Genomic DNA, 24,166 nt, shown 5'->3' with positions numbered 1-24,166 from the left:
ATGGCGGGTTTCGTGATTAGAGCTGCTCTTTTGGTAGTGGGTGTCGCGCTCGCAGTGGGGTGCCATGCGCAGCCTCCCGAAGTGGGCGGCTGGCGCAGGGTCTCCGACAGTGATCTGGAGCGGCAGTTCCACTTCTCCATGCTGCCTCATGCCGCAGCTGCGGGGAGTCGCTGGGCGGTCTACGATGCCAAGGCGGGCAAGGTAGTGTGTTGCCTGTCAGTGGAAAGTGCCGAGGTGGGCGAAAGCGAGCTCCAGGATCGCTTTGACATTCCCGGGCCGTGGGTCACCGATCTGACCAATGGCTGGAATCTCGATGCCGCGCCCTATCGCCCGCATGTCCAGCTGCTGAAGGTGCAGGGTGCGATGAGCAGCTATACCTTCAAGGAAGAACGTGAAGCCGCCGGAGGCCTGCTGCTGCCGCCGGACGCGCGGGCGGTGGGGGCGAACATCCTGGAGATCGCCGGCGAGCGCTATACGGTCCAGCGCCGCGAGACCTCGCTGGCCGATGGAGACGGTGGTGTTCATACCTACACCTTGAAGCCGGCCAAGGGCGGGGCGGCCTTGAAGATCGAGGTTCCGTTCGGGACCTACTAGATTCGGGACCGGGCGTCAGCGGTGGCCCGCAACAGTGCGCGCGGTTGGCCGCAGGCATACGGGAATCGACGTCGGTCTGCTGCGCCCGTGGGTGATGCGGCGCAGCGTTCTGCGTGCCAATCGGGCGCTTCACCTCTGGGAGGCCGGGAGTCATGCACCAGGACAGGTCAGTGAATCGTCAACGCCCCGTTGCGCTGCGTCAGCTGTTCCTGGCCAGCCTTGTGCTGTCGCTGGCGGCGTGCCGGCAAGCCACCTCACAGGATGTCGAGCAGGCCGACACCGCCCGCCGTGCGCAGGCCGCCATCGAGGCACAGATCAAGGCCGACGCCCATGCCGCGCAGGCGGAGCCACCGCTGCCGGGTGATCCGGACAGCACTGAAACGCTCTTTGACGGATTGCTCGATTGCCAGCCGAAGGGCTGGTACCTCAGTGCTGAATCAGGCCGGCCCGCGAACCCTTACCTGGCCCTGCACACGCCGGAACCCTGCGAACGCGATGAGGCGTTCGGGATGGCGTACTTCTGCGTCAAGGCCGATTTCCATGGCCTACCGATCTACAGGGTGGTTGCCCATCTGGGAACCGCACCCACGCCCATCGGCATCCTGATCGATCTGCCACTGGACCAGGCGCGTGCGCGAACCCGCATGGCGCTGGGATCGGAGTTTCCCGATGATGCGCGCAGCCGGCGCGGCGAAAGGCCAATGCTGGGCCCCCAGGCCGGTGATGCACAGAAGTCACAGTTGATATGTACGCCCGATTGGGCCTGATCAAGAAGGGCAGGCGATGGCGCGAACAGGGAAAACGTGGAGTCCACACCGGCGGTTCGCGCGCTTCTTGTCGAAATCCTGGAACGCAGAACGATGATGAAGGGCAATACCAGCGTCTGGCGGGGACTGCAGCCTGTGCTGTTGCTCAGTCTTCTTCTTTCGGCCGCCGCTTGCACGGGGAAGCCGAATTCATCGGAGAACCCGGCCGCAGTTGTGCCGCCGACGGGGGTGGTCACCACGACGAAGGAAGTGCCTGCAACAACAGCGGGCAACGCACGATATGCCGGCGTCAAGATGCTCTCCCCTCATTCCGGGTGCGCTTTCCTGAGCAGTCCGATCAACTTCTGTGATGATCGTCATCGTGCCCAGATCGACAAGGTGCTCGCCGAGCAGCGGCCGAACTTCAACGGGCACTACATCGTGGCGGAGCTGGAGGAATGGCCTGAGTACTTCCAGCGCTCGGTGGTCGTCATCAACGCCCGGAGCGGGGTGGTGTATCCGTTGCCGATCGACGCATTGTCCGGCCCTTTGTCCAGCAAAGGAGAGCCGACCACTTATGGAAAGGTGGACACATCCGTGGATGCGCAGCAGTTCTGCCTGGTCGGAGCGATGCTGGCCTACCGTTCGATCAACGACGGGCGCTTCTGCTTCGGATTCGATGGTGTCCGCTTTACCGGACACCAGACTGCATACATGGCGCCCGAAGGCCAGTGATGGGTTTTCAATGGGCGGGGGCGGGCTCGCCGGCCGGAGCGCATGGCATGGCAACCGCTCCACCTTCATGGCATCCTCACGAAACTGATTGGCCTGACGCCATCGATGGATGAACGACATGCAGAACTGGATCGGACGCGCCGCCGGTGGACTGGCGTTGGCTCTCTGCCTGGCTGCGCCGCTGGCGCAGGCCGCTGAGCCGACCTTCGGCGGCTGGCGCAATCTCGGTTCCCGCGATGGTGCCGAGCCTGCATTGCGGGACGTTCCGTTCGCGCTGTTGCCCACGGCCGTGGCCCGCGATGCGCGCTTCTCGATCTACGACCGCGAGAGCAAGCGCGTGGTGTGTTGCCTGCAGGTAGCCAGTGCCGAGCTGGATGACACCGCGCTGCGCAAGGTCTACCAGTTGCCGGAGCAGTGGGTGACCGATCTGCGCAATGGCCGTAGTGCGGCACCTCCCTGGCCGACGCGGGTCTACGAAATGCGTCGCACCGATGAACTCGTCGACTACGGTTTCAGTGATGCGGCGGAGGCTTACAGCGATCTGGGCGGGCTGCTGCTTCCGGCCAGCGCACGGCTGCTGCCCGATGGCAGCGTGCAGGCCGGGGCGACCTATCGCCTGCAGTTCCGCAGCACGCCACTGGGTGATGACAGCAGCGCGCTGGACCGCTTCACCCTGCAACCGGTGCAGGACGGGGGCAAGCCGGTGGCGGTGGAAGTCTCCTACGGAACCTATTGATCCGGAACGTTAATCCGGCGTGACGGCGCGGGCGTGCGCCGTGGTTTTCCATCTGCTACCGTCGTCCTACAGGGGAAGGACCTGCCTCCGGCTACCGGGGCAGCAACGGTAGGAACGCCATGGAAGCGATTCGCAACCTCATGGTGCAGGCAGCGGGCCTGGAGGCCGGCAGCCGCCTGTATCGGTTGGATCTACCCGGCACGCCGGCGGTCGTTGTCGACCATTGGCAGGGCCATGATGCCCTGTCGCAAGGGCGGCAGCTGCAGATCGATGTGCTTGCGCTGGACGCGTCGCTGCCACTGGCCGGCTGGCTTGGGCAACCGGCGTGCCTGCATGCACGGCTGGCCGATGGCCGGGACTGGCCGCGCCACGGCGTCATTGCCGATGCGCGATGCGTGGGCAGCGATGGCGGGCTGGCGCGCTACCGGGTCACCCTGCGTGACTGGACCTGGTGGCTCGACCAGGCGCGCCGCAGCCGTGTTTTCCAGGAACAGAGCGTGCGCGACATCCTGGATGCGGTGTTCCAGGCGTACCCCGAACATGCCCATTGGCGCTGGAGCGATGAGGTCGACGGGATGCTGTCCCGCTCACGGCCCCGCAGTTACTGCGTGCAGTACCGCGAGACCGATCTGGCCTTCGTACAGCGGCTGCTGGCCGAAGAAGGGTTGGGCTGGTGCGTGCAGGAGGCGGAGGACGCAACGGCGGGGCATGGCATTTTCCTGTTCGCCGATTCGACCCTGCTGCCGGAAGCCGCCGCGTCGCAGGCAGCCGGTGGCATCCGCTTCCACCGCGCCGATGGCACCGAGCAGAGTGATGGCGTGCAGCAGCTGGGGCAGCTGCGCCGCCTGCAGAGCACCGACGTGCAGCTGCACAGCAGCGACTACCGCAGCGTGCGCTCGCTGGCCGGCCAGCTGCCGGTGCAGGCTGCAGCGCAAGGGGCAAGGGAGGATTACGATCCGGTGGGGGCGCACGCCTTCGCCGATGCGGCCGAGCTGCAGCACCATGCGCGGCTGGTGGTGGAAGCGCTGGACGCGCAGGCCCGCCAGTGGTGCGGGCGCGGCAGCGTCCGCAGCGCCGATGCGGGACAGGCCTGGGTGCTGACCGGCACGCCGGGCGCCTTGCCGACGGAGCTGGTGCTGGTGACGGTCGAGCATGCGGGCGTGAACAATCTGCCGACAGACCTGCGCCATGCACTGGCCGCGGATACGGCGCCCGATCCGTTCGGTACGTTGCTTGGCCAGGCACGTGAGCAGGGCTATGCACAGGATTTCGTCGCCCTGCAGCGGGAGCAGCGCTGGCGCCCGGTGCTGGACGATGGCACCGGTGCCCGGCGCAATCCGCGACCGCTGGCGCCCGGTTACCAGACTGCGATCGTGGTGGCTGGGCAGGGCAGTGACGGCGGTGAACTGCATGCCGATGCGCTGGGACGGATCCGGGTGCGTTTCCATTTCCAGGGCGAGCAGGGTGATGCGGGCAGTGCGTGGCTGCGCGTGGCGCAGCGCTATGCCGGCCCCGGTGTCGGCAGCCAGTTCCTGCCGCGTATCGGCCAGGAGGTGCTGATCGGATTCCTCGAGGGTGACATCGACCGCCCGTTGGTCCTGGGCGCGTTGTACAACGGGCGCGGCGAGGCCGGGGTCGCGCCGACACCGGCCGGGGCGAACGCGGAGCTGGACACCTCGGCCTATGCGCAGGCACGCGATGGAGGGGGCAGCGCGCAGGCCAACCTGGGCGGTGGCCAGGCACCGGCCTGGCATGCGGCGGCGGCGGGCGAAGCGGCGCATCGGAACGCCGGCGCGCTGTGGGGCGTTCAGTCCCGCGAGTGGCAGGGCGAGGGCTGGAACCACCTGCTGTTCGACGACAGCGACCAGCAGCTGGGCGCACAGCTGGCCAGCAGCCAACAGACCACGGCGCTGGCGCTGGGTCATCTGCGGCACCGGGCGGACAACTATCGCGGCAGCCTGCGTGGTACGGGTTTCGAACTGCGCAGTGATGCCTGGGGCAGTGTCCGCGGGCAACGCGGGCTCTGGATGGATGCCTATCAGCATCGTGGCGAGGAGCCGGCCGGCGCCACCCCGCAGGCCGCGGCGCTGCTGCAGCAGTTGGCGACACTCGCCGAGCGCCAGGCCCGCGCCGCGGCGACCCACCTGACGGTGCAGCCCGCGTCGCATCTCGGGGTGCAGTCGCCACAGCACTCCCGGCTGGATGGTGCGCGCGCGCCGCTGCCTGTACTGCTGGCCAGCGTACGCAGCACGGTGCCCGGCGAGACGATGCAGGCGGCGGTCGGCGCCGCCCCTCAACGCAGCGCGGAGGCGGCAGAAGGGTCCGTTCCGCATAGCGGCGACGCGCTGCTTGGCCTCTCTGCCCCCGCTGGTGCGGTGATGGTGGCCGGCCAGGGACTGCAGTGGGCGCAGGGTGAAACCCTGGTGCTGGGCAGTGGCCAGCACAGCGATGCGACGGTCATGGGGCAGGCGCGCTGGCACGGCCGCCAGGCCATCGGTGTGCTGGCCGCAACCCTGCAGGGCGCCGATGCAACGGTGCCTGCCTTGACCATGGCCAGTGCGGAGCAGGTGCTGGATATCAAGGCGCAGCAGGATCGTGTGGGCATGCAGTCGCGGCAGTCGCTGCGCGCTGCCAGCGCCCAGGGCGCTGTTGAACTCGGAGCGGGCCGCACCGTCCATGTGGCCACCTCGGCGGGTGCCAGCATCACCATCAGCGGCAGCAACATCGTCTTCAATGCGCCCGGGCGCATCACGGTGCACGCAGGGCGCAAGTCATTCCTGCCGGGGGGAGGCAGTCGCTACCCGCTGCCGGTGTTCCCGCAGTCCGTGTGTAAGGAATGCCTGCTGCTGGCGGCGCAACGCGCGGCGCCCTTGACGCCGAAGGGAGGCTGAGCGTGACCCGGGACTGGCATTTCCCACCTCTCGCGCTGCCGCCACTGGAAGCGGAAGCGCAGCGCTTCGTGCTGCTGGATGGCGCGCAGTGCGGCCAACCCTCGCAGGTGCTGCGTACGCTGCCGTGGACGCCGCTGCGGTTGTTTGATGGCCTGCTGGCCGACGGCAGCGAGGACGCCAGCGTGTTCCTGGCACGGCTGCCGCGTGACATGGACATTGAGCGCTTCCTGCAGCGGGCGGCTGCGCAGGCACGCTCGCCGGGCCTGCTGAGCCTGATCGACACGACCCTGACCGCAGAGGCGCTGCAGCAGCGCCTGCAACGGCGCCTGGATGCCAGCTACCCCAACGGCAAGGAGTTCCTGGCGCGCTTCTTCGATGCACGCGTGCTGCCCTGGTGGGTGCAGGTGCTCGATGAGCCGCAGTGCCGTGCATTCCTGGCGCTGGGGGAGCGCTGGTGGTACCTGCGGCACGACCTGCAATGGGCGCACCTGGATCTGCACGACGCCGCGCAGGATCCGCATGAACCACCGTGGGTACTGGAGGCACCGCAGCGGCGTGCCCTGATCGACGCCAGCTACCCCTATACCCTGATCGACCACTTCCAGCTGACCGACCCCGAGCTGTTGGCGCGCCTGCCACGGGCGCGCTGGTACACCTTCTTTCGGCGCGTGGTGGCGACGGCCGCTGCGGCCGGCATCGAAGACAGCCGCCGCGTGGTGATGGTGGCGACCTGGGCGCTGTTGGCCGGTACGGATCTCGGCGAGGACCCGGCATGGCAGCAGCGCCTGCAGGACTTCGCCAGCGGGCGGCGCAGCGCGGCCGATATCGGCGACGAAGTCTGGCCCCTGGAAGAAAGCTGGGATTGAACGGAGCGGGATCGCGATGATGAGCAACAAGTACCTGTGGTGGAGCATGCTGGCGGTGATCGCCGTGCTGGTGATGGGCGTGGGCTGCAGCCGGGCGATGGCACGCGGCAAGACGCCGATCATGTCGTTGTTTGCGTTCAACTACAGCCCGTACTACCTCGCCGACGTGCGCGTCGATGGGCAGTATCTGGGCGGGCTGGACGGGTACACCAATGGCGGCTCCGGGATGGGCCCGCGGGCGCCGCAGGGCAAGGGGCCGGACAGCGTGCGCGTGCGCTGGATCGAGGCCAATCGCTATGACCTGGCGACCAACCGCTACCTGAGTGAAGGGCACCGCGTGCCACGCGAGGCCGTGGTGCCGCTGAAGACCCCCTATCCGCCGAACCCCGCGACGTTGCTGCTGCATTTCTATCCGGACGGCCATGTCGAGGCCGAGCTGCTGGACAAGGGTGTCAACAAATGGAATGTGCGGCGCATGCCAGTGCCGAAGGAGCACAAGGACCATGACCAGTACTGATCCGACCGCGATTCCGGGGCAGGTGGATCTCGAGCCCGGCACTCCCGATCCGGTAGCCCAGGCCGAGGGCACCGCGCGCACGGCGCGGCTGGCCCGCGGCACACGCCCGTTGAGCGATGCCGAGCGCCGCCGCCGCCAGGAAGCGATGTGTAAAACGGTACCCGACAAGGAGGCCGCCACCACGGGCTGTACCCAGAGCCTGCACCTGAGCGTGTTCTTCGACGGCACCGGCAACAATCGCCAGGAGGAACTGGACAAGGACAAGGGAGAGCGGGCCCTTTCCAACATCGCCCGCCTTTACGACGCGCATGTAAGGGATCGCCCCAACAGCAAGCGCCAGTACCTGTCCGGTGTGGGGACGCCATGCCCGGAAGTCGGTGACAGCGGTGGCCTGCTGGGACTGTCGATCGGCAAGGGGGGGCGCGAGCGCATCGATTTCGCGCTGCAGGCGCTGGACGAACTGATCGATACCCAGCCGGAGCCGATGCGGATCCTGGTGGTCAGCGTGTCGGTGCTGGGGTTTTCGCGCGGGGCGGCCTCGGCACGGGCGTTCGCCCGCGACCTCGCCGCGCGCTGCCGGCGGCAGGCTGACGGCACCTGGCTGTACCGCGAACGCATCCCCCTGCGGATCGGTTTCATGGGGGTGTTCGACACGGTGTGCTCGGTGTGGCCGAGCCTGGCAGCCGCCGCAGTGAATTACCGCAATGGCCATACCGGCTGGGCCGAAGGCATGGGCGTTCCGGAAATCGTGGAGCAGTCGGTGCACATGACCGCTGCCCATGAGCTGCGCGGCCAGTTCCCGCTGGATTCGACCCGCGAGCACGCGCTGTATCCGGCCAACACGGTGGAGATCTGGTTCCCCGGCGTGCATTCGGACGTGGGCGGGGGCTATGACCCCCAGCATCAGGGGCGGCAGAACAGCATCGCGCGCTTTGCGCTGAACGAGATGTACGACATGGCGCAGGCCGGTGGTGTGCTGCTGAATCCGATCAGCCTCCTCGAAGATCAGGTCAAGGCCGAGTTCGACAAGCAGGATCCTGAGCTGCAGGCGGTGTTCAACGCCTATCTGCAGGCGGTGCGGGTCAAGCGTGGACGCATGGAAGACGTGCAGGCCTCGCACATGGAGCTGCTGTATCGCTGGCTGCGCGTGCGCGTGGCGCGCGGTGACAAGTTGCCATCGATGCAACGCCTGGCCGCGCGCGAGGATGCGCTGCGTGAACAGGTGCGGACCCTGCGTCGCCGCCAGTCGCAGCTGCCGTCCCCGTGGAGCAATGACAATCTGCATCTGGCCGAGCAGGGCAATGCGGACAGGACTGCCGAGTGGAACCGGGTTTCCGACGAACTGAAAGCCCGCGATGACGAGCTGTCTGCCGTGCGGAAACAACGCCGCGGGCTGGAGAAGGAGAACGACACGATGCTGGGCAAGATCGTCGGGCTGCGCCGGCGCCGTGAACGCGGTGCGACGCTGACGATGGCCGAGCGCGTCACATTGGAGTCGTGGGACAACACCACGCTGCTGCCGCCGGAGGTGGAGACGTTCTTCGATGGCTATGGCCATGACTCGGTGGCGCACTGGTTCATCGGCAACCTGAGCCAGTGGCGCGTGCTGTACTTCGGCGCGACCAAGTACACGCCGGGCAAGGTGGAGGAAAAAGCCGAGGCGCCGGAGGCGCTGCCTGGCTGAGGGCGCAGGCTACACTAGGCGGCGCGGCCGTGGGTCGTGCCATCGATGTGAGTGCCGTGTCCCGTCTGTTGCTGCTGTTGTCCTTGTTCGTTCTGGCTGGCTGTGCCAGTACGCCTCCGCCGCCGGCCCATTCCGATGCGCTGTGGCGGTTGATCGAGCGTGACTGCCGGGGCGCCGAGGGCCCGCGCGGCGACTGCCTGCGCGTGGAGACGGCGGCGGATCGGCGCGATGTGCTGGTCAAGGATGCGCATGGCGACTACCAGTTCCTGTTGATGCCGCTGGACAAGGTCAGCGGGATCGAGAACCGCGGTCTCTACCAGCGGGGGGCACCGAACTACTTCGCGGCGGCCTGGCGGGCGCGCAGCCATACCGAGCTGGCGCTGGGCCAACCGCTGCCGCGCAGCGTCGCCAGCCTGGCACTGAATTCACCGCATGGCCGCTCGCAGCATCAGCTGCATATCCACGTGGATTGCCTGCGTGCCGACGTGCTGCAGGCACTGGATGCCCATGCCGGTGAGCTGGGCACCCAGTGGGCAGCGCTGCCGGTGCTGCTGCGCGGCCATCAGTACCAGGCACGCCTGCTGCCAGGGGCGGAGCTGACCGCGAATCCGCTCAATCTGCTGGCCCATGACCTCGCAGGCGTGGACGACGTGGGCCAGTGGAGCCTGGTCGTGGCTGGCCGGGACGCAGTGCAGGGTGGCCCCGGCTTCATCCTGCTGGCCACCCGCGTGGACGCCGGCACCGGCAACGAGGCCAGCGCCGAAGAGCTGCAGGACCACGCCTGCTCGGTGCTGACCGGTGCCGGCAACGCGCTGGAGCGGGTGCGCTAGTCCAGCGCCGGATGCTGGCGGCGCCACATCGGCGCGGTCAGTGCCAGCAACTGGCGGTCCTGCCAGCCCTCCAGGCCCAGATGATGGTCGCGCAGCACGCCTTCCTGTTCGAAGCCGAAGGCTCGCAGCGCGTTGGCGAATGGCGCGCTGCAGTCCGGCGGCAGCATCACGAACAGGCGATGCAGGCCGACATCCTCGAACAGGAACGGGCACAGTGCCCGCAGCGCGGCATCGGCATGCGGGTGCCAATGCTGCAGCGACAACAGTTCGGCGCTGCGCGCGTGCAGTGACTGCAGCCGGATGTGCAGCTGGTCCAGCACCGTGCTGTGTTCATCGTCGAACACCCCCAGCAGCAGCTGGTCGTTGTCCTGCTCCAGGCGGGAACGATGCATGTTGGCGAGAAAGCGGGCTTCCTCGTCGATGCCGCCGGGGTGACGGCGGCCGCGCCGGCGGCGGTCATCGAACAGGCGCCAGCGTGGCAGATCGGTGCGTTGGAACGGACGCAGGGTGACCGGCGCTGCCTGCAACTGCAGCAGGTGGCGGCGCAGCACCGGGCGCAGGGGGGGAAGGGTAGGGGGCGGGTACGAGGTCATCATCCCGGCAACGATGGCCTCGCCCGCAGAGCCAGACCATTCAAAACATTGCAAAAACGGGGCGGGCCTGGGGCCGGGTCTGATTCGGTTCAGGCATAAGCCCATCAGGGCTGGTCATTTCCGTTGAAACCCCCCATTCAGGACACTTTCGTTACGGGATCGTTATGTGCCGCACAGGCCGCTGGCCCCGTACCACCACCCACTCCCCCAGGAAGCCCATGTCCGCCTCTCACAAGGCGCTGCGCCCGCGTCCGCTGGTGCTCGCGCTGTCGTCCCTGATGCTGGTCTCGTTGCCGGCCTTCGCGCAGGAAAGCGCACCCACCTCGCTGCAGGAAGTGAAGGTCACCGGCTCGCGCATTCCACGCGCCAGCGTCGAAGGGCCGTCGCCGGTGACGGTGATCAGCCGCGAGCAGATCGACGCGCAGGGCTACCGCAACGCGTTCGATGCGCTGAGCGCGCTGACCGAGAACACCGGCAACGTGCAGGGCGAGGACTTCGGCAACACCTTCACCCCGGCCGCCAACACCATCAACCTGCGCGGGCTGGGCCCGAACCGCACGCTGGTGCTGGTCAACGGTCGTCGCCAGGCCGACTACCCGCTGGCCTATGAGGGCTCGGTGAACGTGGTCAACCTGGCCAACATTCCCAGTGCGCTGATCGAGCGCATCGAGGTCCTGGCGGCAGGTGCGTCGGCGGTATACGGCTCCGATGCGATCGCCGGCGTGGTCAACATCATCCTCAAGGACCGCTTTGAGGGTGTGGACGTGAACGTGCGCGCTGGCGGCACCCTGCAGGGCGGCGGTGACAACCAGCGCGTGCAGGTGGTCGGTGGCAGTTCCGGCGAGCGCTGGGAAGGGCTGTTCGGCTTCGAGTTCGACGTGCGCAAGGCGATCCATGCGCGCCAGCGCGACTTCATGGATTCGCTGGACGATGATCCGGCCGGCAAGGCGCCGCAGGCGACTGCGATCGCCTATCGCCGCAATGCCGCCACTGGCCGCAACATCGATCCGGGCGTCACTGGCTGCGACGCGGCGTCGGGCATCTATGGCGGCAGCGTGTTCCGCGCCAACAACCCGCGCCAGGGGTGGTACTGCGGCAGCAACGAGGCCGCCGCCAGCTACTGGACCGTGCAGACCCAGAAGCGCAACCTCAACGGCTATGGCCTGCTGACCTTCCACGTCAACCAGACCACCGATCTGTTCGCCGATCTGGCGGTGGGCAGTGCGCGCATCACCAACAACACCCGTGCGCCTACCTGGACCTCGGCCCGCAACTACTTCTACAACCAGACCACCGGCAACCTGGAAAGCTGGTACCGCCGCTTCGCGCCGGAAGAAATCGGTGGCCTGCCGCGCAACGCGAACCGTTTCCTGGAAAACTCGTGGTCGTTCAATGTCGGCGCGCGTGGCCAGATCGGCGACAGCGGCTGGGACTACGAAGCGGTCTACAGCCGTTCGCGCTACGAGAACCGTACCCGTCGTCCGGTGCTGCTGGCCGGCATCAACGAATACCTGCTTGGCCCGAAGCTGGGCGTGCGCAACGGCGTCGAGGTCTATGCACCGGACCCGGCACGCCTGTTCAAACCGCTGACGCCGGAGGAGTACCAGGGCCTGTCCGGTTACCAGGAAAGCCGCAACGCGGCGTGGCTGCAGACCTTCAGCGCCAGCGTCAACGGCCGCCTGTTCGCGCTGCCCGGTGGTGACGCTGCGTTGGCAGCGGTGGTCGAAGCCGGCAGCCAGGGCTACCGCAACCGCCCGGACCCGCGGCTGGGAACCGGTGAATTCTGGAACACCAGCGCCGGTATCGGTGCCGGCGGCGAGCGTGACCGCTACGCCGCGGGTGTGGAACTGCAGCTGCCGCTGCTGCAGTCGCTGACCACCACGCTGGCCGGACGCTATGACCAGTACCGTGCCGGCGGCGAGCACATCGGCAAGGCGACCTGGAGCTTCGGTGTCGAGTTCCGCCCGATCGAGAGCCTGCTGATCCGCGGCTCTGCGGCGACCAGCTTCCGTGCGCCGGACATGAACTACGTGTTCGCCACCGAGACCCGTGGCTACAACCCGGGCATGACCGACTACTGGCGCTGCCGCACCGCCGGCCAGTCGTATGACAACTGCGACTACAACGGCCTGTCGATCGACTACAGCAACCGCGCCAACGCGCAGCTGCAGCCGGAAACGGCCAAGTCGTATGGCTTCGGTGTGGTCTGGTCGCCGCTGGCCGGGCTGGATTTCAGTGCCGACTACTACGACATCCGCATCGACAACGAGGTGACCAGCCTCGATACCAGCCGTATCCTGCGCGACGAGGCCGATTGCCGGCTGGGCCGTACGCTGGGCGGCGAAGCGCGTGACATCGGTTCGCCGCTGTGCCAGGACGCGCTGTCGCGGGTGATCCGCAATCCGTCCAATGCCACCGTGCAGCCCGACCAGGTGACCCGTGTGCTGATCAATCCGATCAATGCGGCCTCCGAATCGGTGCGTGGCCTGGACCTGAAGGGCAACTGGCGTTTCGATGCCGGCCGCTATGGCCGCTTCACCACGCGCCTGGCCTACACCGTGGTGCTGGAGCACAAATACCGACAGTTCTCCGATGATCCGGAGCGTGACATCCGCAATTCGCTGGATGACTACCAGTGGCGCAGCAAGGCCAACGGCAGCATCACCTGGAACCAGGGTGACTGGACCACCACGCTGTACGGCAACCGCTTCGGCTCGCTGCCGAAGACCGATGGCAGTGGCCGCATTGCGCCGTACATGACCTACAACGCCAGCGTGTTCCGCCAGTTCGGCGAGAATCTGTCGGTGGGTGTGATCGTCAACAACCTGCGTGACAGCCGCCCACCGGCGGACAAGAACGGAGGCGGCTGGCCGTTCTATCCGGTCGGCAACTACGATCCGTATGGCCGCCAGTACTGGGTGCAGCTGGACTACCGGTTCCGTTGATCCTGCAGGCGAACGAAAGGCCCGGCATTGCCGGGCTTTTCTTTGTGCAGTGCACCCGTGTAGCCGCTGCGTGCGTGGCATGCTGTGACGCTACCCGGAGGAGGATGCGCATGGATGTCAGGGTGTGGAGCGTGATTGCAGTGCTGGCTGTTACAGGTTGCAGTGGCAAGCAGGCGGCCAGCGTGGACGATGCCGCGGAGGTGGCCAATGCCGCGCCTGCGCAGTCTCACGCGCGGGCGGCGGAGCACGCTGGGCCATCGCGCGCGGCAACGGCATCGAGCGCCACGACGGCTGCCGCTGGGCCCGCGCGAACGGAGGGGCACTTCCTCGAGGGCGAGCGCATGCTGCTGAGCGAGGGTGCGGTGTCCGTGCAGAAGAGCGAGGCGCTGCTGGGTTCCGACAAGGCTTTCGCGCAGGCAATCAGCCAGTTCGAGCGCGATGCGGCCGGCCACCCCGAAGTGCAGGACCTGACCCGCCTGTACAGGACGGCCGCCAGCCGTCTCATGGGCCAGGACGGCACGCTGGTGTCCCTTGCCTGCGGCTACAGCCTGTGTGTTGGCGAGATCCGCAGCCGCACCGATGAGGATTTCAGCGCCTGGTCCGAAGCAATCGGCATGGACAAGGCAGCCCCGGTCTACAGCCTTGCCACGGCGCCGATGACATGGGGCAGGGACCAGCACGGTGGGCGTTTCGTGTTCTCGGTGGACCCGGCCGCCAACGGCATGGCGGGCCCGTAGCACCGGCGGATGCCCGGCGCCACGGCGTGTTACGGAAGCGCCTGCAGCAGGTACGACTCGATGACGTAGCTGAAAGGCTGCTGCTGGCGGTCACGCAGCAGGGCACGCACTTCCAGGATCACGCCGTGGTCGCCTTCCCCGCGTGGCGGCCAGAAGGTCTGGTCGGCCAGGGTCTGGCGCTGGAAGCCCAGCGGACCGACCACGCGACCGAACGGTTCGTCGGTGCTGTCCAGTACCTGGTTCATGGCCGGGCTGAGGTGGCCAGGCAGGTACCAGTTGTCGGCCTCGGACAGCACGCGGCTGCCGCAGACCAGCTGCACGCGGCGATAGCGCAGGTCGGTGCCGGGTTTCGCGCCCAGTGCCTGCAGCACGTCGGCCGGTGCCGTCTTGTCCTGGCCGTGCACGCGCACCGCGCGGACCCGTGCCTGTTCGGCCAGCCCATGTTCGGCGCACCAGTGTTCCAGGGTGGCGGTCGCGCTCTGTCCGGACAGCACGCGCTGGTGCAGGCGCTCGACGAGTGCAGCCGGGGCGATGCGCTGCTGGCCCGGCGGCGACTGCAGCGGCGCAGCGGCCGCAGCATCAGTGGCGGACAGGCTGGCGATCGGCGCGGCGGCGAGCAGGGACGCGGCCTGCCAGCGGCGGAGACGATCGTGGCGGTCGGACGGGCCCATGCGGCATCACAGCGGAAACAGGCGCCTATGGTACCCGTTCAGCGGTGTGCACGGTGTCGCTGCGACCGGCGGTCGCAGGGGCATTCATCGCTCTGGTGAATGCGTGCCATCCAGATATTTCGTTGGCCGATGGTTGTGTCGAGGCGCAGGATGGCGCCAGTCCTGGCTTTCCTGGAGTTCCCGATGACCCTGCAGTTCGTCCACGGTGGCGTTGACCGCGATGGCGCACCGCTGCATTTCCATATCCGTGATGGCCGCATCAGCGGGCTCAATGGCGATGCTGTGCCTGCCGATGAGGCGGAATGCGTCGATCTGAAGGGCTTCGCGGTGCTGCCCGGGCTGGTCGATGGCCACATTCACCTCGACAAGAGCTTCGTCGGCGACCGTTGGCACCCGCATCAGCCGGTGAACAGCCTGCGTGAGCGGCTGGCGGTGGAAAAGGCGGCAGTGGCGGCTGCGGCGCCGATGGTCGATCGTGCCGAGGCGCTGATCCGCCAGTGCAGTGCTTTCGGTACGGTGGCGATGCGCTGCCATGTCGATATCGATGGCAGCACCGGCCTGCGTCACCTGGAAGCGGTGCGCGAGGCCGCATTGCGCTGTGCCGACATCATGCATGTCCAGCTGGTGGCGTTCCCACAGGCCGGCGTGATGTCCTGCCCGGGTACCGCCGCCGTACTGGAGCAGGCGCTCGCCGCTGGCGTGGAGGTGCTCGGTGGCATCGACCCCACCACGCTCGATGGCGATGCCGAAGGCCAGCTGGCGCTGCTGTTCGGCCTGGCCGAGCGCTATGGCGTGCAGCTGGACATTCACCTGCATGAGCCCGGCGAAACCGGCCTGGCCCAGCTGCTGCGCATCGCTGCTCGTACGCGGGCGGCAGGTCTGCAGGGGCGGGTGGCGGTCAGCCATGCCTATTCGCTGGGGGACGTGCCGCTGTCGCGCGCGCTGCAGGTGGGCGAAGCATTGGCCACGGCCGGCGTAGCGATCATGAGCAACGCGCCGGGTGATCATGCGTTCCCGCCGCTGCGCGCGCTGCATGATGCCGGCGTGCGCGTGTTTGCCGGCAACGACAACATCCGTGACTGCTGGTGGCCGTATGGCAACGGCGACCTGCTGCAACGGGCGATGCTGCTGGGCTACCGCTCCGGCTTCCATACCGATGCCGACCTGATGCTGGCGCTGGACATGGTGACCACCCAGGCCGCGCAGGTGATCGGGCTGCCGCAGTACGGTCTTGTGGAAGGGCATCCGGCCACTTTCGTGGCGGCGCGTGCCGATCACGGCCCGGCCGCTGTGGCCGGGGTGCCGGTGGAACGACGCGTAGTGGTCGACGGTCGCTGGCTGTAGATCCACGCCGGGCCAACCCGTGTAGCGCCGAGCCATGCTCGGCGGCTTTTCAGACGTAGTCGTCGGCGCGGGTGGCGACGAACTCTTCCAGCCACGCCAGCAGATGGGCGATGTCGATGACCTCGCCCTGCTCGACGCGCTTGAGCAGCAGCGTGCTGGCGCCGATCTGCAGGCTGCTGTCGGCATAACGCAGCACCGCATCAATGCCCCAGGCATCGGTGACCTGCATCCAGGCCAGGCCCGGCACGCGCTGGGCCAGGGTGTCACCGAACGCCACGCCCAGCGCTTCCCAGCCATCGCAGTCGTTGCGGTCGATCAGCTCGGCATCGACCACGCGCTGCAGTGTGGCGGCCGGCAGCGGCCACTGCACCGGTAGCGTCGGAAAGCCGGCGGCCACGCGCGCAGCGATCAGCGAACGCTGGTGCTGCAGGTGTGTCTGCAGGGCAGCGGGCAGGGGATCGAAGCGGGCGGGGATTTCGTCGGACATGGCAAGGCGCCGTGGAGCACGGAAACAACAGGCACTGTAGCCGGCGATGCAGTGCCCTGGTGCGGCAGGTCTGATCAGATATTGATGATCAATGCGCGAGATCCATGCCCGCGCTGGACAATGTGGCTGTCGAGGTTGCCGGCCAGCGGCCGGCACTACCTCTGGTGCGGTGGTCAATCCGGTTCGCGCTGCACCTGGCGCCACAGTTCGCTGGCCAGCGCGCGCACGGCATCATCTGCGTCGGCACGATGCAGCAGGCCGATCTCGTAATTGTCGATCACCGGCAGCTCGCGTTCGCCATCGATGATGCGGTGATCGCGGGTGACCGCGCGGCGTGGCAGCAGGCTGATGCCGATGCCATCGGCCACCGCGCCCTGGATGCCACTCAGCGACGAACTGGTGAAGGCGATGCGCCAGCGCAGGCCCAGCGCCTCCACGGCGTGGATCATCTCGTCGCGGTACAGCCCGCGCGGCGGGAAGGTCACCAGCGGCAGGGGGTCCTGCAGCAGGCAGCTGCTGCGCAGGCTGTCGATCCAGTGCATCGGCTCGCGTCGGCAGTGCACCGCCTGGCGGGTGTTGCGGCGTTGCTTGACCAGCACCAGGTCCAGCTCGCCGTGGTCGAAGCCGTGGGCCAGGTCGCGGCTGAGGCCGCTGCTGATCTCCAGTTTCACCTGTGGATGGCGGCGGCTGAAAGCGGCCAGCATGCGTGTGGTCTGTGCGTTGACGAAGTCCTCGGGGACACCGATGCGCACCGCGGTTTCCACGGTGGCGCCGGCCAGCGCCTGTGCCATTTCCTCGTTCAGGTCGAGCATGCGCCGCGCGTAGCCGAGCAGGGTATGACCGGCGTCGGTGGGGTGTACGTCGCGGTGGCCGCGTTCGAGCAGGCGATGCCCGGCCAGTTCCTCCAGCCGGCGCACCTTCTGACTGACCGTGGACTGGGTCGAATGCAGGCGCGTGGCCGCCGTGGTGAAGCTGCCGCAGTCGGCCACCATCACCAGCGCCCGCAGCAGGTCCAGTTCGAACAGCGTTCTATTCGATTTGGCACTGTCTTGCATTTGAACATTTCACTTCTGGATGCGCGTGACGACTTCTACCATGCAGGGGAGGGGGCAGCAAGCACCGCGCCCCGGTTGTACCGGCATCGCCCGCAGTGCTCGCCGCACAGGAGAACCGAAGATGCGAATCCATCGTTGCCATCGCTGGCCCGCTCCGGTGGGGCGCCTGTTGCTGCTGTGCCTGCTGGCGATGGTCATTCCAGCCTGTTCGGCCACCGCGGGCTCGGCCGATGCCCGCCTGCGCGATGCCGCCGCCCGCGGCGATGCCGAGGCAGTGCGTGGGGCGCTGGAGGACGGCGCCGATCTGGAGGCGCGTGATGGCCAGGGTCGTACCGCGCTGCTGCTTGCCACGCATGGCAACAATGTAGACGCCGCGCGTGAACTGATCGAAGCCGGCGCCGACGTCAATGCCAAGGACGCCATGCAGGACAGCGCCTACCTGTACGCCGGCGCGCGTGGACTGGACGAGATCCTGGCGATGACCCTGGCGCATGGCGCCGACCTGCGCAGCACCAACCGCTACGGCGGCACCGCCTTGATTCCCGCCGCCGAGCGCGGCCACGTCGCCACCGTGCGCACGCTGCTGCGTGCCGGCGTCGCTGTAGACCATGTCAACCGCCTGCACTGGACCGCGCTGCTGGAAGCGATCCTGCTCGGTGACGGCGGCGCGCGCCACGTGCAGATCGTGCAGCTGCTGCTGGAGGCCGGCGCCGACCCCGAGCTGGCCGACGGCGACGGTGTGACGCCGCTGGCGCACGCGCGCCAGCGCGGCTATACCGGAATTGAAACCCTGCTGCGCCAGCACGGCGCGGTGCGCTGAATGCAAACCCCTTCCACCCGCACGCTGGGCGTGCCCATCAGGATGCTGTCCATGTTCCGTTCCCGTCCGTTGTCCCTTGCCATCCTCCTTGCGGTGGCGCCGCTGTCGGCGTCTGCTGCCGAGCGCGCCGACCTGCTGATCCGCAATGCCACCGTGGTCGATGTCGAGCACGCCAGCACTTTGGCCGGGCAGAGCGTGGTGATCCGTGGCGAGGACATCGTCGCCGTCGGCCCGGACGCGCAGCTGCGCAGCCAGTGGAGCGCTGCCCGCCAGATCGATGCCAAGGGCAAGTACCTGATCCCGGGCCTGTGGGACATGCACGTGCATTTCGGCGGTGGCACGGCGCTGATCGAAGAGAACAAGGCGCTGCTGCCGCTATATATCGCGCACGGCATCACCACCGTGCGCGACTGTTCCGGTGACCTGCCCGAGCAGGTGCTGCAGTGGCGCGGCGAGATCGCAAAGGGCACGCTGTTTGGTCCGCGCCTGCTCAGTTCGGGCGCGAAGATCGAAGGCATCAAGCCGGTCTGGAAGGGCACGATCGAGGTGGGGAGCGAGGCTGACGCCGACAAGGCGATCACCCGCCTGCAGCGCGACAAGGTTGATTTCGTGAAGATCACCGACAGCACGCTGAAGCCGGAACTGTTCCTGTACTCGGCCAGTGCTGCGCGCAAGGCCGGCTTCAAGGCCTCGGGGCATATTCCGATGGCACTGACCGTGGAGCAGGCGGTCGATGCCGGCCTGGCCTCGATCGAGCATCTGGATTACGCATTCAAGGCCGGCAGCAAGGACGAAGCGCAGATCGCCGCCGACTTCGGTGCCGGTCGCATCGACCGCGCCGAAGCCAACCGGCGCCTCGACGCCAGCTTCGACCGTGACACGGCGATGCACGCCTACCGCGATTTCGCAAAGCGCGGTGTATTCGTGACCCCGACCCTCAATGGGGGCCGCATCCTCGATTTCCTTGACCAGGATGACCACGCCAACGATCCGTACCTGGCCTACATCGGCCCTGGCCTGCGCGCGACCTACCAGTGGCGCGTGGACCGCGCGGCCAAGGCCACGCCGGCACAGATCGAAGCGCGCCACGCGCAGTACCACCAGGTCGCGGCGGTGCTGCCGATGCTGCAGGAGGCCGGTGTGACGATCATCGCCGGTACCGATGCGGGCTTCCTCAACTCGTTCAACTTCCCGGGCATCGCCCTGCACCAGGAGCTGCAGCTGTTTGTGAAGGAGGGCCTGAGCGCACCGCAGGCGCTGTCGGCCGCAACCCGTTCCGGCCCGGCCTGGTTCGGCCAGATGGACCGTTACGGTGGTGTCGCACAGGGCAAGGCCGCCGATCTGGTGCTGCTGACCGCCAACCCGCTGCAGGACATTGCTGCCACCGAAAAGATCGACAGCGTGATCCTGCGCGGCAACGTGTATGACCGCGCCGCGCTGGACAAGATGCTGGCCGACACCAAGGCCAAGGTCGCAGCGTGGAATGTCGAGGCCGCGAAGACGCAGTGATCGACAGGGTCAGAGCCCTTCCCGGCGGGAAGGGATCCGACCCTATGGCCTTGAACGGAATCCACGCATGGCGTGGATCTACCGTCTCGACCAAGGTCGACACCTACCAACAGCCATCGGAATCTGTCAGAGGTGGGGCGGTGTCGGAGTGCGGGGTGTCAGCCGCATGGGCCCGAGGCATGCCTCGGGCGGGTTGGGCAGGACGCCCAATCCCGCTTTTGCCGTTGCTGTTGAGGTTGCCGGCCAGCGGCCGGCACTACCGCGGGTGCAGGGCCGCAGACCCTGCCGAACACCCCCCTAATCGTGACCGCTGTCGTCCAGGCTGATGATCCCGCGCCGCAGCGCCTGGGTGACCGCGTGCGTGCGATCACCCACGCCGAGCTTGTCCATCAGGCTCTTCATGTGCGCTTTCACCGTCTGCTCGGAAATCTGCATGCGCTCGCCGATGCGCTTGTTCGACAGCCCGCTGGCGACGTGCCGCAGCACCTCGGTTTCACGCGGTGACAGCCGATCCTCGACGACATGCGCCGCAATGCTCGCCGCCACTGCCGGCGGAATCGGTGCGCGCCGGCCACCGGCGACGATGCGGATGGTGTCGATCAGTTCGTGACGCAGCATGTCCTTCAGCAGGTAGGCGCTGGCACCGGCCTGCAGCGCGCGGACCGCGCGTACGTCACCACGGTAGGTGGTCAGCACGATGATGCGCGCGCGCGGGTCCATCGCGCGGATCCGTACGATCGCTTCGACGCCATCCAGCCGTGGCATCTGCAGGTCCATCAGCACCACGTCGGGCTGCAGCCGCTGGTAGCAGGCGATGGCTTCCTCGCCATCGGCGGCTTCGCCGAGCAGGCGCAGATCGGGTTGTGCGCCCAGCAGGGCGGCCAGGCCGTCGCGCAGCAGTGGATGGTCGTCGACCACCAGCACGCCGATCGGGGCAGGGGACTCAGTCATGGTTTGCTTTACTCCAGGGCCAGCGCCAGCGCGATGGACGGCGGTGATACAGGCGCCGTGCCGGGACCGCCAGCGCCACTTCGGTGCCCAGGCCGGGCCGGGTCCACAGCTGCAGTTCGGCGCCAAGACGTTGTGCACGTTCACGCATGCCCTGCAGCCCCCAATGGCCGTGGCCGGCGTCTTCATCGGTGATGCCGACGCCATCATCGCGCACGTGCAGCAGGAAGCACCGCGTGCCGTATGACAGCTCCACTTCGATGGCGCTGGCGTTGGCATGGCGCAACGCATTGCGGATGGCTTCGCGTCCGATCAGGAACACTTCTTCGGCGGCATCGGCCTGCAGTGGTGGGGTTGCGCCTTCCACGGTCAGGCGCAGTGGATTGGTGCCATGCCCGGCGTACTCGGCATGCACATCGGCCAGCGCTGAAGCGAGGTCACGGCCGGCGAAGGGACCATCACGCAGTGCGTTGACCCGCTCACGGCCCTCGGCCAGGTTGCGCTCGGCCAGTTGCATCGCCGATTCCAGCTGGCCACGCACCGTGTCCGGGGTCTGCGGCGACTGGCTGATCGCGTGCAGGCGCAGGATCAGGCCCTGGCTGCCCTGCAGCAGGGTGTCGTGCAGGTCGCGGGCAATGCGTTCGCGTTCGCCGTTGCGTTCCTGCAGGCGTGCGCGGAACAAGGCCGCCAGTTGCCCGCTGCGGATGCGCACCGCCATCACCAGCAGTGCGAGGATCGCGGCTGCGCACAGCAGCTTGAACCACACGGTCTGCATGAAGGTGGGCGCGATGCGGAAGCTGCGGCTGGCAGGCGTGGTGCTCCAGATGCCGTCTTCGTTGGCGGCCTCCACGTCGAACCGGTAGTTGCCGGGGGCGAGGTTGGTGTAGTACGCCCGCGTGCTGCTGCCGGCATCCTGCCAGCCGTCGTCAACGCCGGACAGGCGATAGCGGTAGCGGTTGCGCTCCGGGCGCGCCAGCGACAGCGCCACGTAATCGATCTGCAATTGGCTGGTGCCGGCCGGAAGGCGCAGGCCATCGCGCAGTGGCTCGTGCTCACTGCCATACAGCACTTCGCCGATGCGCACGCTGGGCGCCATGGTGTTGACGTGCGAGCGGGTGGTGTCCAGCCAGGCCAGGCCCTGGTTGGTGGCCAGCCACAGCAGTCCGTCATCGGCCAGCGTGGCGGTGGCGATCGGTCCGCTCTGCAGGGCGATGCCCGGCATGCCATCCACCGCATCGAACAGGCGTGGCGTCACCGGCTGCCCGGTACGCAGCGCCCGTCGCAGCTGATCGCTCCCCAGCCGGACCAGGCCACGACTGCCATTGAGCCACAGGTGACCGTGCGCATCGGCAACCATGCCGGTGATGCCCTCCAGCACGCCGGCCATGTCGGTGTTGACCGGCATGAAGCGGCCATTGCCGATGCGGGCGGCCAGCCCGGCCTCACCGGCCACCAGCAAAAGATCCTCGTGGTGTAGCAGTGCGGTGACCGGGCCGACCGACAGCCCGTGGTTGGCGTCGAAGGTTTCGATGCGGGTCGCGCCCATGCTGCGCAGCCGGCCGTCGGCATAGCCGAGCAGCAGCTGGCCATTGGCATCCAGCGCCAGTGATGAGCAGGCCTGTTCGGGCAGGCGCGTTTCGCGCTGCCACTGGCCGTGCAGATAATGCAGCACGCCACGTTCACCGGTGCAGACCCAGGCCTGGTCGTCATCGGCGAACAGCAGGGCATGCAGCGGTTGCCCGGTGAAGGGCTCGGGCAGCGGAATCAGCGTGGTGTGGCCAGCCACCGTGCGTGCCAGGTTGACCCAGTCGAACTGCCAGATCGGCGTGGGCGCCAGGCGCGCGGCCGCCTGCAGTTGTGCGGCGCTGCCTTCCAGCAGTGGCCGGCGCAGGTCGTACGGCTTGAGGTCCTCGCCGTAGCCGTACACACGCCCATCGCTGGCCCGCACCAGCGAGCGATAGGGATCACTGGGGCCGACCGCCAGCGTGTGCACGCTGCGCGCGCGGAAGCGGTTGAGGCCGAGATTGGTGCCAACCCAGAGATTGCCTTCGCGGTCGGCGATGATCGGCACGGCCGAGGTGGCGGTCAGCCCGTGCGGCGAATCGAAACGCTCCATGCGCACGGCGCGGCTGCCGTCGAACGTGATCCGGGCGACACCGCCATGCGGGCTCATCGTGGCCCATAACGCGCCGTCGGCAGTGAACTGCAGGCGTGCGGCGACCAGGTCCGGCAGGCGTCGCGCCTCGCGTTCGCTGTCAGGCAGCAGGCCCTGCGCGTTGGCCAGCGGCGAGGTGCCGCGCACACGGTCCGCCAGCCAGACTTCGCCCTGCGGGCTCTCGGTCAGCGTCGCCATCTGGGATACGGCGATGCCGGTGTCCTCGAAACGCGGCTGGCCTGCAGGGCGCATCCAGATCCTGAGGTCGGCCAGTACCCAGAAGGTGCCGCGGCTGTCGTGCAGCACCCATTGCACGCGGTGTTCCGGCACCCCCGTGCCCGCGGGCAGCGGCTGCCAGCGCTGGCCATCGAACTCGCGCAGCCCTCCATTGATGGCGGCCCACATCCGGCCGTCGCGGTCCTGGCTGAAGTGCGGGACCACGCCAACCGGCACGCCCTGGCTGCGGCCGTAGTTGTACAGCTGGCCGCGCGCGAACTGGCTGATGCCTGCCTGGAAATAGCCGATCCACAGTGCGCCATCGGCGCTGTGTTCCAACGTGACCATGTTGGTGGACGGGTAGCGGGTGCCAGCCGGTGGCGCCTGCCGTTCGAAGCGGCGTCCATCGAAACGGTACAGGCCCGAACCGGTGGCCAGCCACAACAGGCCGTCACGGTCCTGGCTGATGTCCCAGATGTCACCGGGTGCACCCTGGCCGACCCGCCACGCGGTGTGCTCGTAGCCAGGCAACCCGCTGCTCACGGCCGGTCGCTGCACGGCAAGGGCGGGCAGGGCGGTCCACAGCAGCAGGCACGTCAGCAGCGCCGGCAGGCGACGCAGGAACGGGAAGGGGCGGCCATGCATGGCGCGCATTCTGGCAGGTGCGGGGCAGCCCCGGGTGACCCGAACGGGGTAGGCGCCTGGTGCCGAGGTCGGCTATCACGCCGGCATGTCCTGTGGAGCCCGGCCATGCAACGCCTGTTCGTGATGTTCCCCGACCGCGGGCCGGGCATCGGCCTGCTGTGGCTACGGCTGTGCGTGGCCGCTGCGTTGTGCACGCCGGGCACGCACGCCGCGGGCTGGCTGTCGGCGCTGTGCCTGCTGGCGGTGGCGATGCTCGCGCTGGGCGTACTGACGCCGCTGGCGGTACTGCCGGCAACACTGGGCCTGTATGCACAGGCACTGCCGTGGCCACTGGTGGTGTTGCCGCTGGCCTTGCTGGCGCTGGGCCCGGGTGCCTATTCACTGGATGCGCGGCTGTTCGGTCGTCGCCGGCTCGGCCATCGGCCTCCCCCATTCGGGTAGG

General features: G+C 67.9%; 21 protein-coding genes. 15 read left to right on the top strand and 6 right to left on the bottom strand.

The features are described from left to right. The 9 genes from D5301_RS10260 (at window position 1) to D5301_RS10220 (ending at window position 9,599) form a co-directional block, all read left to right on the top strand. The gene (locus D5301_RS10260) at window positions 1-594 is read left to right on the top strand and encodes a hypothetical protein (protein ID WP_153855583.1); all 594 of its coding nucleotides are present in this window, start codon (window positions 1-3) and stop codon (window positions 592-594) included. A 221-nt stretch (window positions 595-815) separates the two neighbouring features. Next, on the top strand, window positions 816-1,361 hold the full coding sequence (locus D5301_RS10255; protein WP_153855582.1) for a hypothetical protein: 546 nt from the start codon (window positions 816-818) through the stop codon (window positions 1,359-1,361). A gap of 93 nt (window positions 1,362-1,454) precedes the next feature. Next, on the top strand, window positions 1,455-2,075 hold the full coding sequence (locus D5301_RS10250) for a hypothetical protein (protein WP_153855581.1): 621 nt from the start codon (window positions 1,455-1,457) through the stop codon (window positions 2,073-2,075). A gap of 118 nt (window positions 2,076-2,193) precedes the next feature. Then, window positions 2,194-2,811 carry a decarboxylase gene (locus tag D5301_RS10245; RefSeq protein WP_153855580.1) on the top strand — a complete coding sequence of 206 codons (618 nt, stop codon included), beginning with the start codon at window positions 2,194-2,196 and terminating at the stop codon, window positions 2,809-2,811. 119 nt (window positions 2,812-2,930) lie between these two features. Next, window positions 2,931-5,702: a type VI secretion system Vgr family protein gene (locus D5301_RS10240; RefSeq protein WP_153855579.1), complete on the top strand. Its 2,772-nt coding sequence runs from the start codon at window positions 2,931-2,933 to the stop codon at window positions 5,700-5,702. Between the two features lie 2 nt (window positions 5,703-5,704). Next, window positions 5,705-6,568 carry a DUF4123 domain-containing protein gene (locus D5301_RS10235; RefSeq protein ID WP_194936626.1) on the top strand — a complete coding sequence of 288 codons (864 nt, stop codon included), beginning with the start codon at window positions 5,705-5,707 and terminating at the stop codon, window positions 6,566-6,568. Between the two features lie 19 nt (window positions 6,569-6,587). Then, entirely contained in the window at window positions 6,588-7,085 is a 498-nt protein-coding gene (locus D5301_RS10230) for a hypothetical protein (RefSeq protein WP_164161586.1), read from the top strand. Beyond that, the gene (locus D5301_RS10225) at window positions 7,072-8,769 is read left to right on the top strand and encodes a DUF2235 domain-containing protein (protein ID WP_164161587.1); all 1,698 of its coding nucleotides are present in this window, start codon (window positions 7,072-7,074) and stop codon (window positions 8,767-8,769) included. The genes D5301_RS10230 and D5301_RS10225 overlap by 14 nt, the downstream gene beginning before the upstream one ends. Before the next feature lie 56 nt (window positions 8,770-8,825). Beyond that, on the top strand, window positions 8,826-9,599 hold the full coding sequence (locus tag D5301_RS10220; protein WP_324187302.1) for a CDP-diacylglycerol diphosphatase: 774 nt from the start codon (window positions 8,826-8,828) through the stop codon (window positions 9,597-9,599). Here D5301_RS10220 and D5301_RS10215 read toward each other — a convergent pair. Continuing rightward, the gene (locus D5301_RS10215; RefSeq protein ID WP_153855575.1) at window positions 9,596-10,195 is read right to left on the bottom strand and encodes a GNAT family protein; all 600 of its coding nucleotides are present in this window, start codon (window positions 10,193-10,195) and stop codon (window positions 9,596-9,598) included. The two genes, D5301_RS10220 and D5301_RS10215, sit on opposite strands and share 4 nt — an antisense overlap. Before the next feature lie 215 nt (window positions 10,196-10,410). Here D5301_RS10215 and D5301_RS10210 point away from each other — a divergent pair, with 215 nt between their 5' ends. Together D5301_RS10210 and D5301_RS10205 are read left to right on the top strand one after the other, a co-directional pair. Continuing rightward, a complete protein-coding gene (locus D5301_RS10210) occupies window positions 10,411-13,137 on the top strand; it encodes a TonB-dependent receptor (RefSeq protein WP_153855574.1) in 2,727 nt (908 codons plus the stop codon). A gap of 110 nt (window positions 13,138-13,247) precedes the next feature. Next, window positions 13,248-13,874: a hypothetical protein gene (locus tag D5301_RS10205; protein WP_153855573.1), complete on the top strand. Its 627-nt coding sequence runs from the start codon at window positions 13,248-13,250 to the stop codon at window positions 13,872-13,874. A gap of 29 nt (window positions 13,875-13,903) precedes the next feature. On the opposite strand, the gene D5301_RS10200 is transcribed toward D5301_RS10205, so the two are convergent. Beyond that, window positions 13,904-14,545 carry a hypothetical protein gene (locus D5301_RS10200; RefSeq protein ID WP_153855572.1) on the bottom strand — a complete coding sequence of 214 codons (642 nt, stop codon included), beginning with the start codon at window positions 14,543-14,545 and terminating at the stop codon, window positions 13,904-13,906. Between the two features lie 183 nt (window positions 14,546-14,728). Here D5301_RS10200 and D5301_RS10195 point away from each other — a divergent pair, with 183 nt between their 5' ends. Continuing rightward, window positions 14,729-15,889: an amidohydrolase family protein gene (locus D5301_RS10195; protein ID WP_153855571.1), complete on the top strand. Its 1,161-nt coding sequence runs from the start codon at window positions 14,729-14,731 to the stop codon at window positions 15,887-15,889. A 49-nt stretch (window positions 15,890-15,938) separates the two neighbouring features. Here D5301_RS10195 and D5301_RS10190 read toward each other — a convergent pair whose 3' ends face one another. Both D5301_RS10190 and D5301_RS10185 read right to left on the bottom strand, forming a co-directional pair. Next, window positions 15,939-16,376, bottom strand: a complete 438-nt coding sequence (locus D5301_RS10190) for a DUF3806 domain-containing protein (RefSeq protein WP_153855570.1) — start codon at window positions 16,374-16,376, stop codon at window positions 15,939-15,941. A 173-nt stretch (window positions 16,377-16,549) separates the two neighbouring features. Next, entirely contained in the window at window positions 16,550-17,431 is an 882-nt protein-coding gene (locus D5301_RS10185; protein ID WP_100434859.1) for a LysR substrate-binding domain-containing protein, read from the bottom strand. A gap of 121 nt (window positions 17,432-17,552) precedes the next feature. Here D5301_RS10185 and D5301_RS10180 point away from each other — a divergent pair, with 121 nt between their 5' ends. Together D5301_RS10180 and D5301_RS10175 are read left to right on the top strand one after the other, a co-directional pair. Next, window positions 17,553-18,251, top strand: a complete 699-nt coding sequence (locus D5301_RS10180) for an ankyrin repeat domain-containing protein (RefSeq protein WP_153855569.1) — start codon at window positions 17,553-17,555, stop codon at window positions 18,249-18,251. Window positions 18,252-18,302: 51 nt separating this feature from the next. Beyond that, a complete protein-coding gene (locus D5301_RS10175) occupies window positions 18,303-19,760 on the top strand; it encodes an amidohydrolase family protein (protein ID WP_153855568.1) in 1,458 nt (485 codons plus the stop codon). 297 nt (window positions 19,761-20,057) lie between these two features. On the opposite strand, the gene D5301_RS10170 is transcribed toward D5301_RS10175, so the two are convergent. Both D5301_RS10170 and D5301_RS10165 read right to left on the bottom strand, forming a co-directional pair. Further along, the gene (locus tag D5301_RS10170) at window positions 20,058-20,711 is read right to left on the bottom strand and encodes a response regulator transcription factor (protein WP_153855567.1); all 654 of its coding nucleotides are present in this window, start codon (window positions 20,709-20,711) and stop codon (window positions 20,058-20,060) included. Then, complete coding sequence (locus D5301_RS10165; RefSeq protein WP_153855566.1) at window positions 20,704-23,733, bottom strand: sensor histidine kinase; 3,030 nt, start codon at window positions 23,731-23,733, stop codon at window positions 20,704-20,706. Before D5301_RS10165 ends, D5301_RS10170 begins: the two co-directional genes overlap by 8 nt. 96 nt (window positions 23,734-23,829) lie before the next feature. Between D5301_RS10165 and D5301_RS10160 the strand changes: the two genes are divergently transcribed. After that, window positions 23,830-24,165, top strand: coding sequence for a hypothetical protein (locus D5301_RS10160; RefSeq protein WP_110712614.1), 336 nt, complete (start codon window positions 23,830-23,832; stop codon window positions 24,163-24,165). Window position 24,166 lies beyond the last annotated feature (1 nt).

It is taken from the genome of Stenotrophomonas sp. MH181796 (assembly GCF_009659995.1).
GTDB lineage: Bacteria > Pseudomonadota > Gammaproteobacteria > Xanthomonadales > Xanthomonadaceae > Stenotrophomonas > Stenotrophomonas riyadhensis.
Note: the sequence above shows the minus strand (reverse complement) of the source record. Positions and strands in the feature narration are given on the sequence as shown.

Bases quoted from the DNA above. Each gene is read 5' to 3' on its own strand.
- D5301_RS10260 (WP_153855583.1), top strand. From the start codon at position 1: ATGGCGGGTTTCGTGATTAGAGCTGCTCTTTTGGTAGTGGGTGTCGCG.
- D5301_RS10250 (WP_153855581.1), top strand. From the start codon at position 1,455: ATGATGAAGGGCAATACCAGCGTCTGGCGGGGACTGCAGCCTGTGCTG.
- D5301_RS10245 (WP_153855580.1), top strand. From the start codon at position 2,194: ATGCAGAACTGGATCGGACGCGCCGCCGGTGGACTGGCGTTGGCTCTC.
- D5301_RS10240 (WP_153855579.1), top strand. From the start codon at position 2,931: ATGGAAGCGATTCGCAACCTCATGGTGCAGGCAGCGGGCCTGGAGGCC.
- D5301_RS10230 (WP_164161586.1), top strand. From the start codon at position 6,588: ATGAGCAACAAGTACCTGTGGTGGAGCATGCTGGCGGTGATCGCCGTG.
- D5301_RS10225 (WP_164161587.1), top strand. From the start codon at position 7,072: ATGACCAGTACTGATCCGACCGCGATTCCGGGGCAGGTGGATCTCGAG.
- D5301_RS10215 (WP_153855575.1), bottom strand. From the start codon at position 10,195: ATGATGACCTCGTACCCGCCCCCTACCCTTCCCCCCCTGCGCCCGGTG.
- D5301_RS10210 (WP_153855574.1), top strand. From the start codon at position 10,411: ATGTCCGCCTCTCACAAGGCGCTGCGCCCGCGTCCGCTGGTGCTCGCG.
- D5301_RS10205 (WP_153855573.1), top strand. From the start codon at position 13,248: ATGGATGTCAGGGTGTGGAGCGTGATTGCAGTGCTGGCTGTTACAGGT.
- D5301_RS10200 (WP_153855572.1), bottom strand. From the start codon at position 14,545: ATGGGCCCGTCCGACCGCCACGATCGTCTCCGCCGCTGGCAGGCCGCG.
- D5301_RS10195 (WP_153855571.1), top strand. From the start codon at position 14,729: ATGACCCTGCAGTTCGTCCACGGTGGCGTTGACCGCGATGGCGCACCG.
- D5301_RS10190 (WP_153855570.1), bottom strand. From the start codon at position 16,376: ATGTCCGACGAAATCCCCGCCCGCTTCGATCCCCTGCCCGCTGCCCTG.
- D5301_RS10185 (WP_100434859.1), bottom strand. From the start codon at position 17,431: ATGCAAGACAGTGCCAAATCGAATAGAACGCTGTTCGAACTGGACCTG.
- D5301_RS10180 (WP_153855569.1), top strand. From the start codon at position 17,553: ATGCGAATCCATCGTTGCCATCGCTGGCCCGCTCCGGTGGGGCGCCTG.
- D5301_RS10175 (WP_153855568.1), top strand. From the start codon at position 18,303: ATGTTCCGTTCCCGTCCGTTGTCCCTTGCCATCCTCCTTGCGGTGGCG.
- D5301_RS10170 (WP_153855567.1), bottom strand. From the start codon at position 20,711: ATGACTGAGTCCCCTGCCCCGATCGGCGTGCTGGTGGTCGACGACCAT.
- D5301_RS10165 (WP_153855566.1), bottom strand. From the start codon at position 23,733: ATGCGCGCCATGCATGGCCGCCCCTTCCCGTTCCTGCGTCGCCTGCCG.
- D5301_RS10160 (WP_110712614.1), top strand. From the start codon at position 23,830: ATGCAACGCCTGTTCGTGATGTTCCCCGACCGCGGGCCGGGCATCGGC.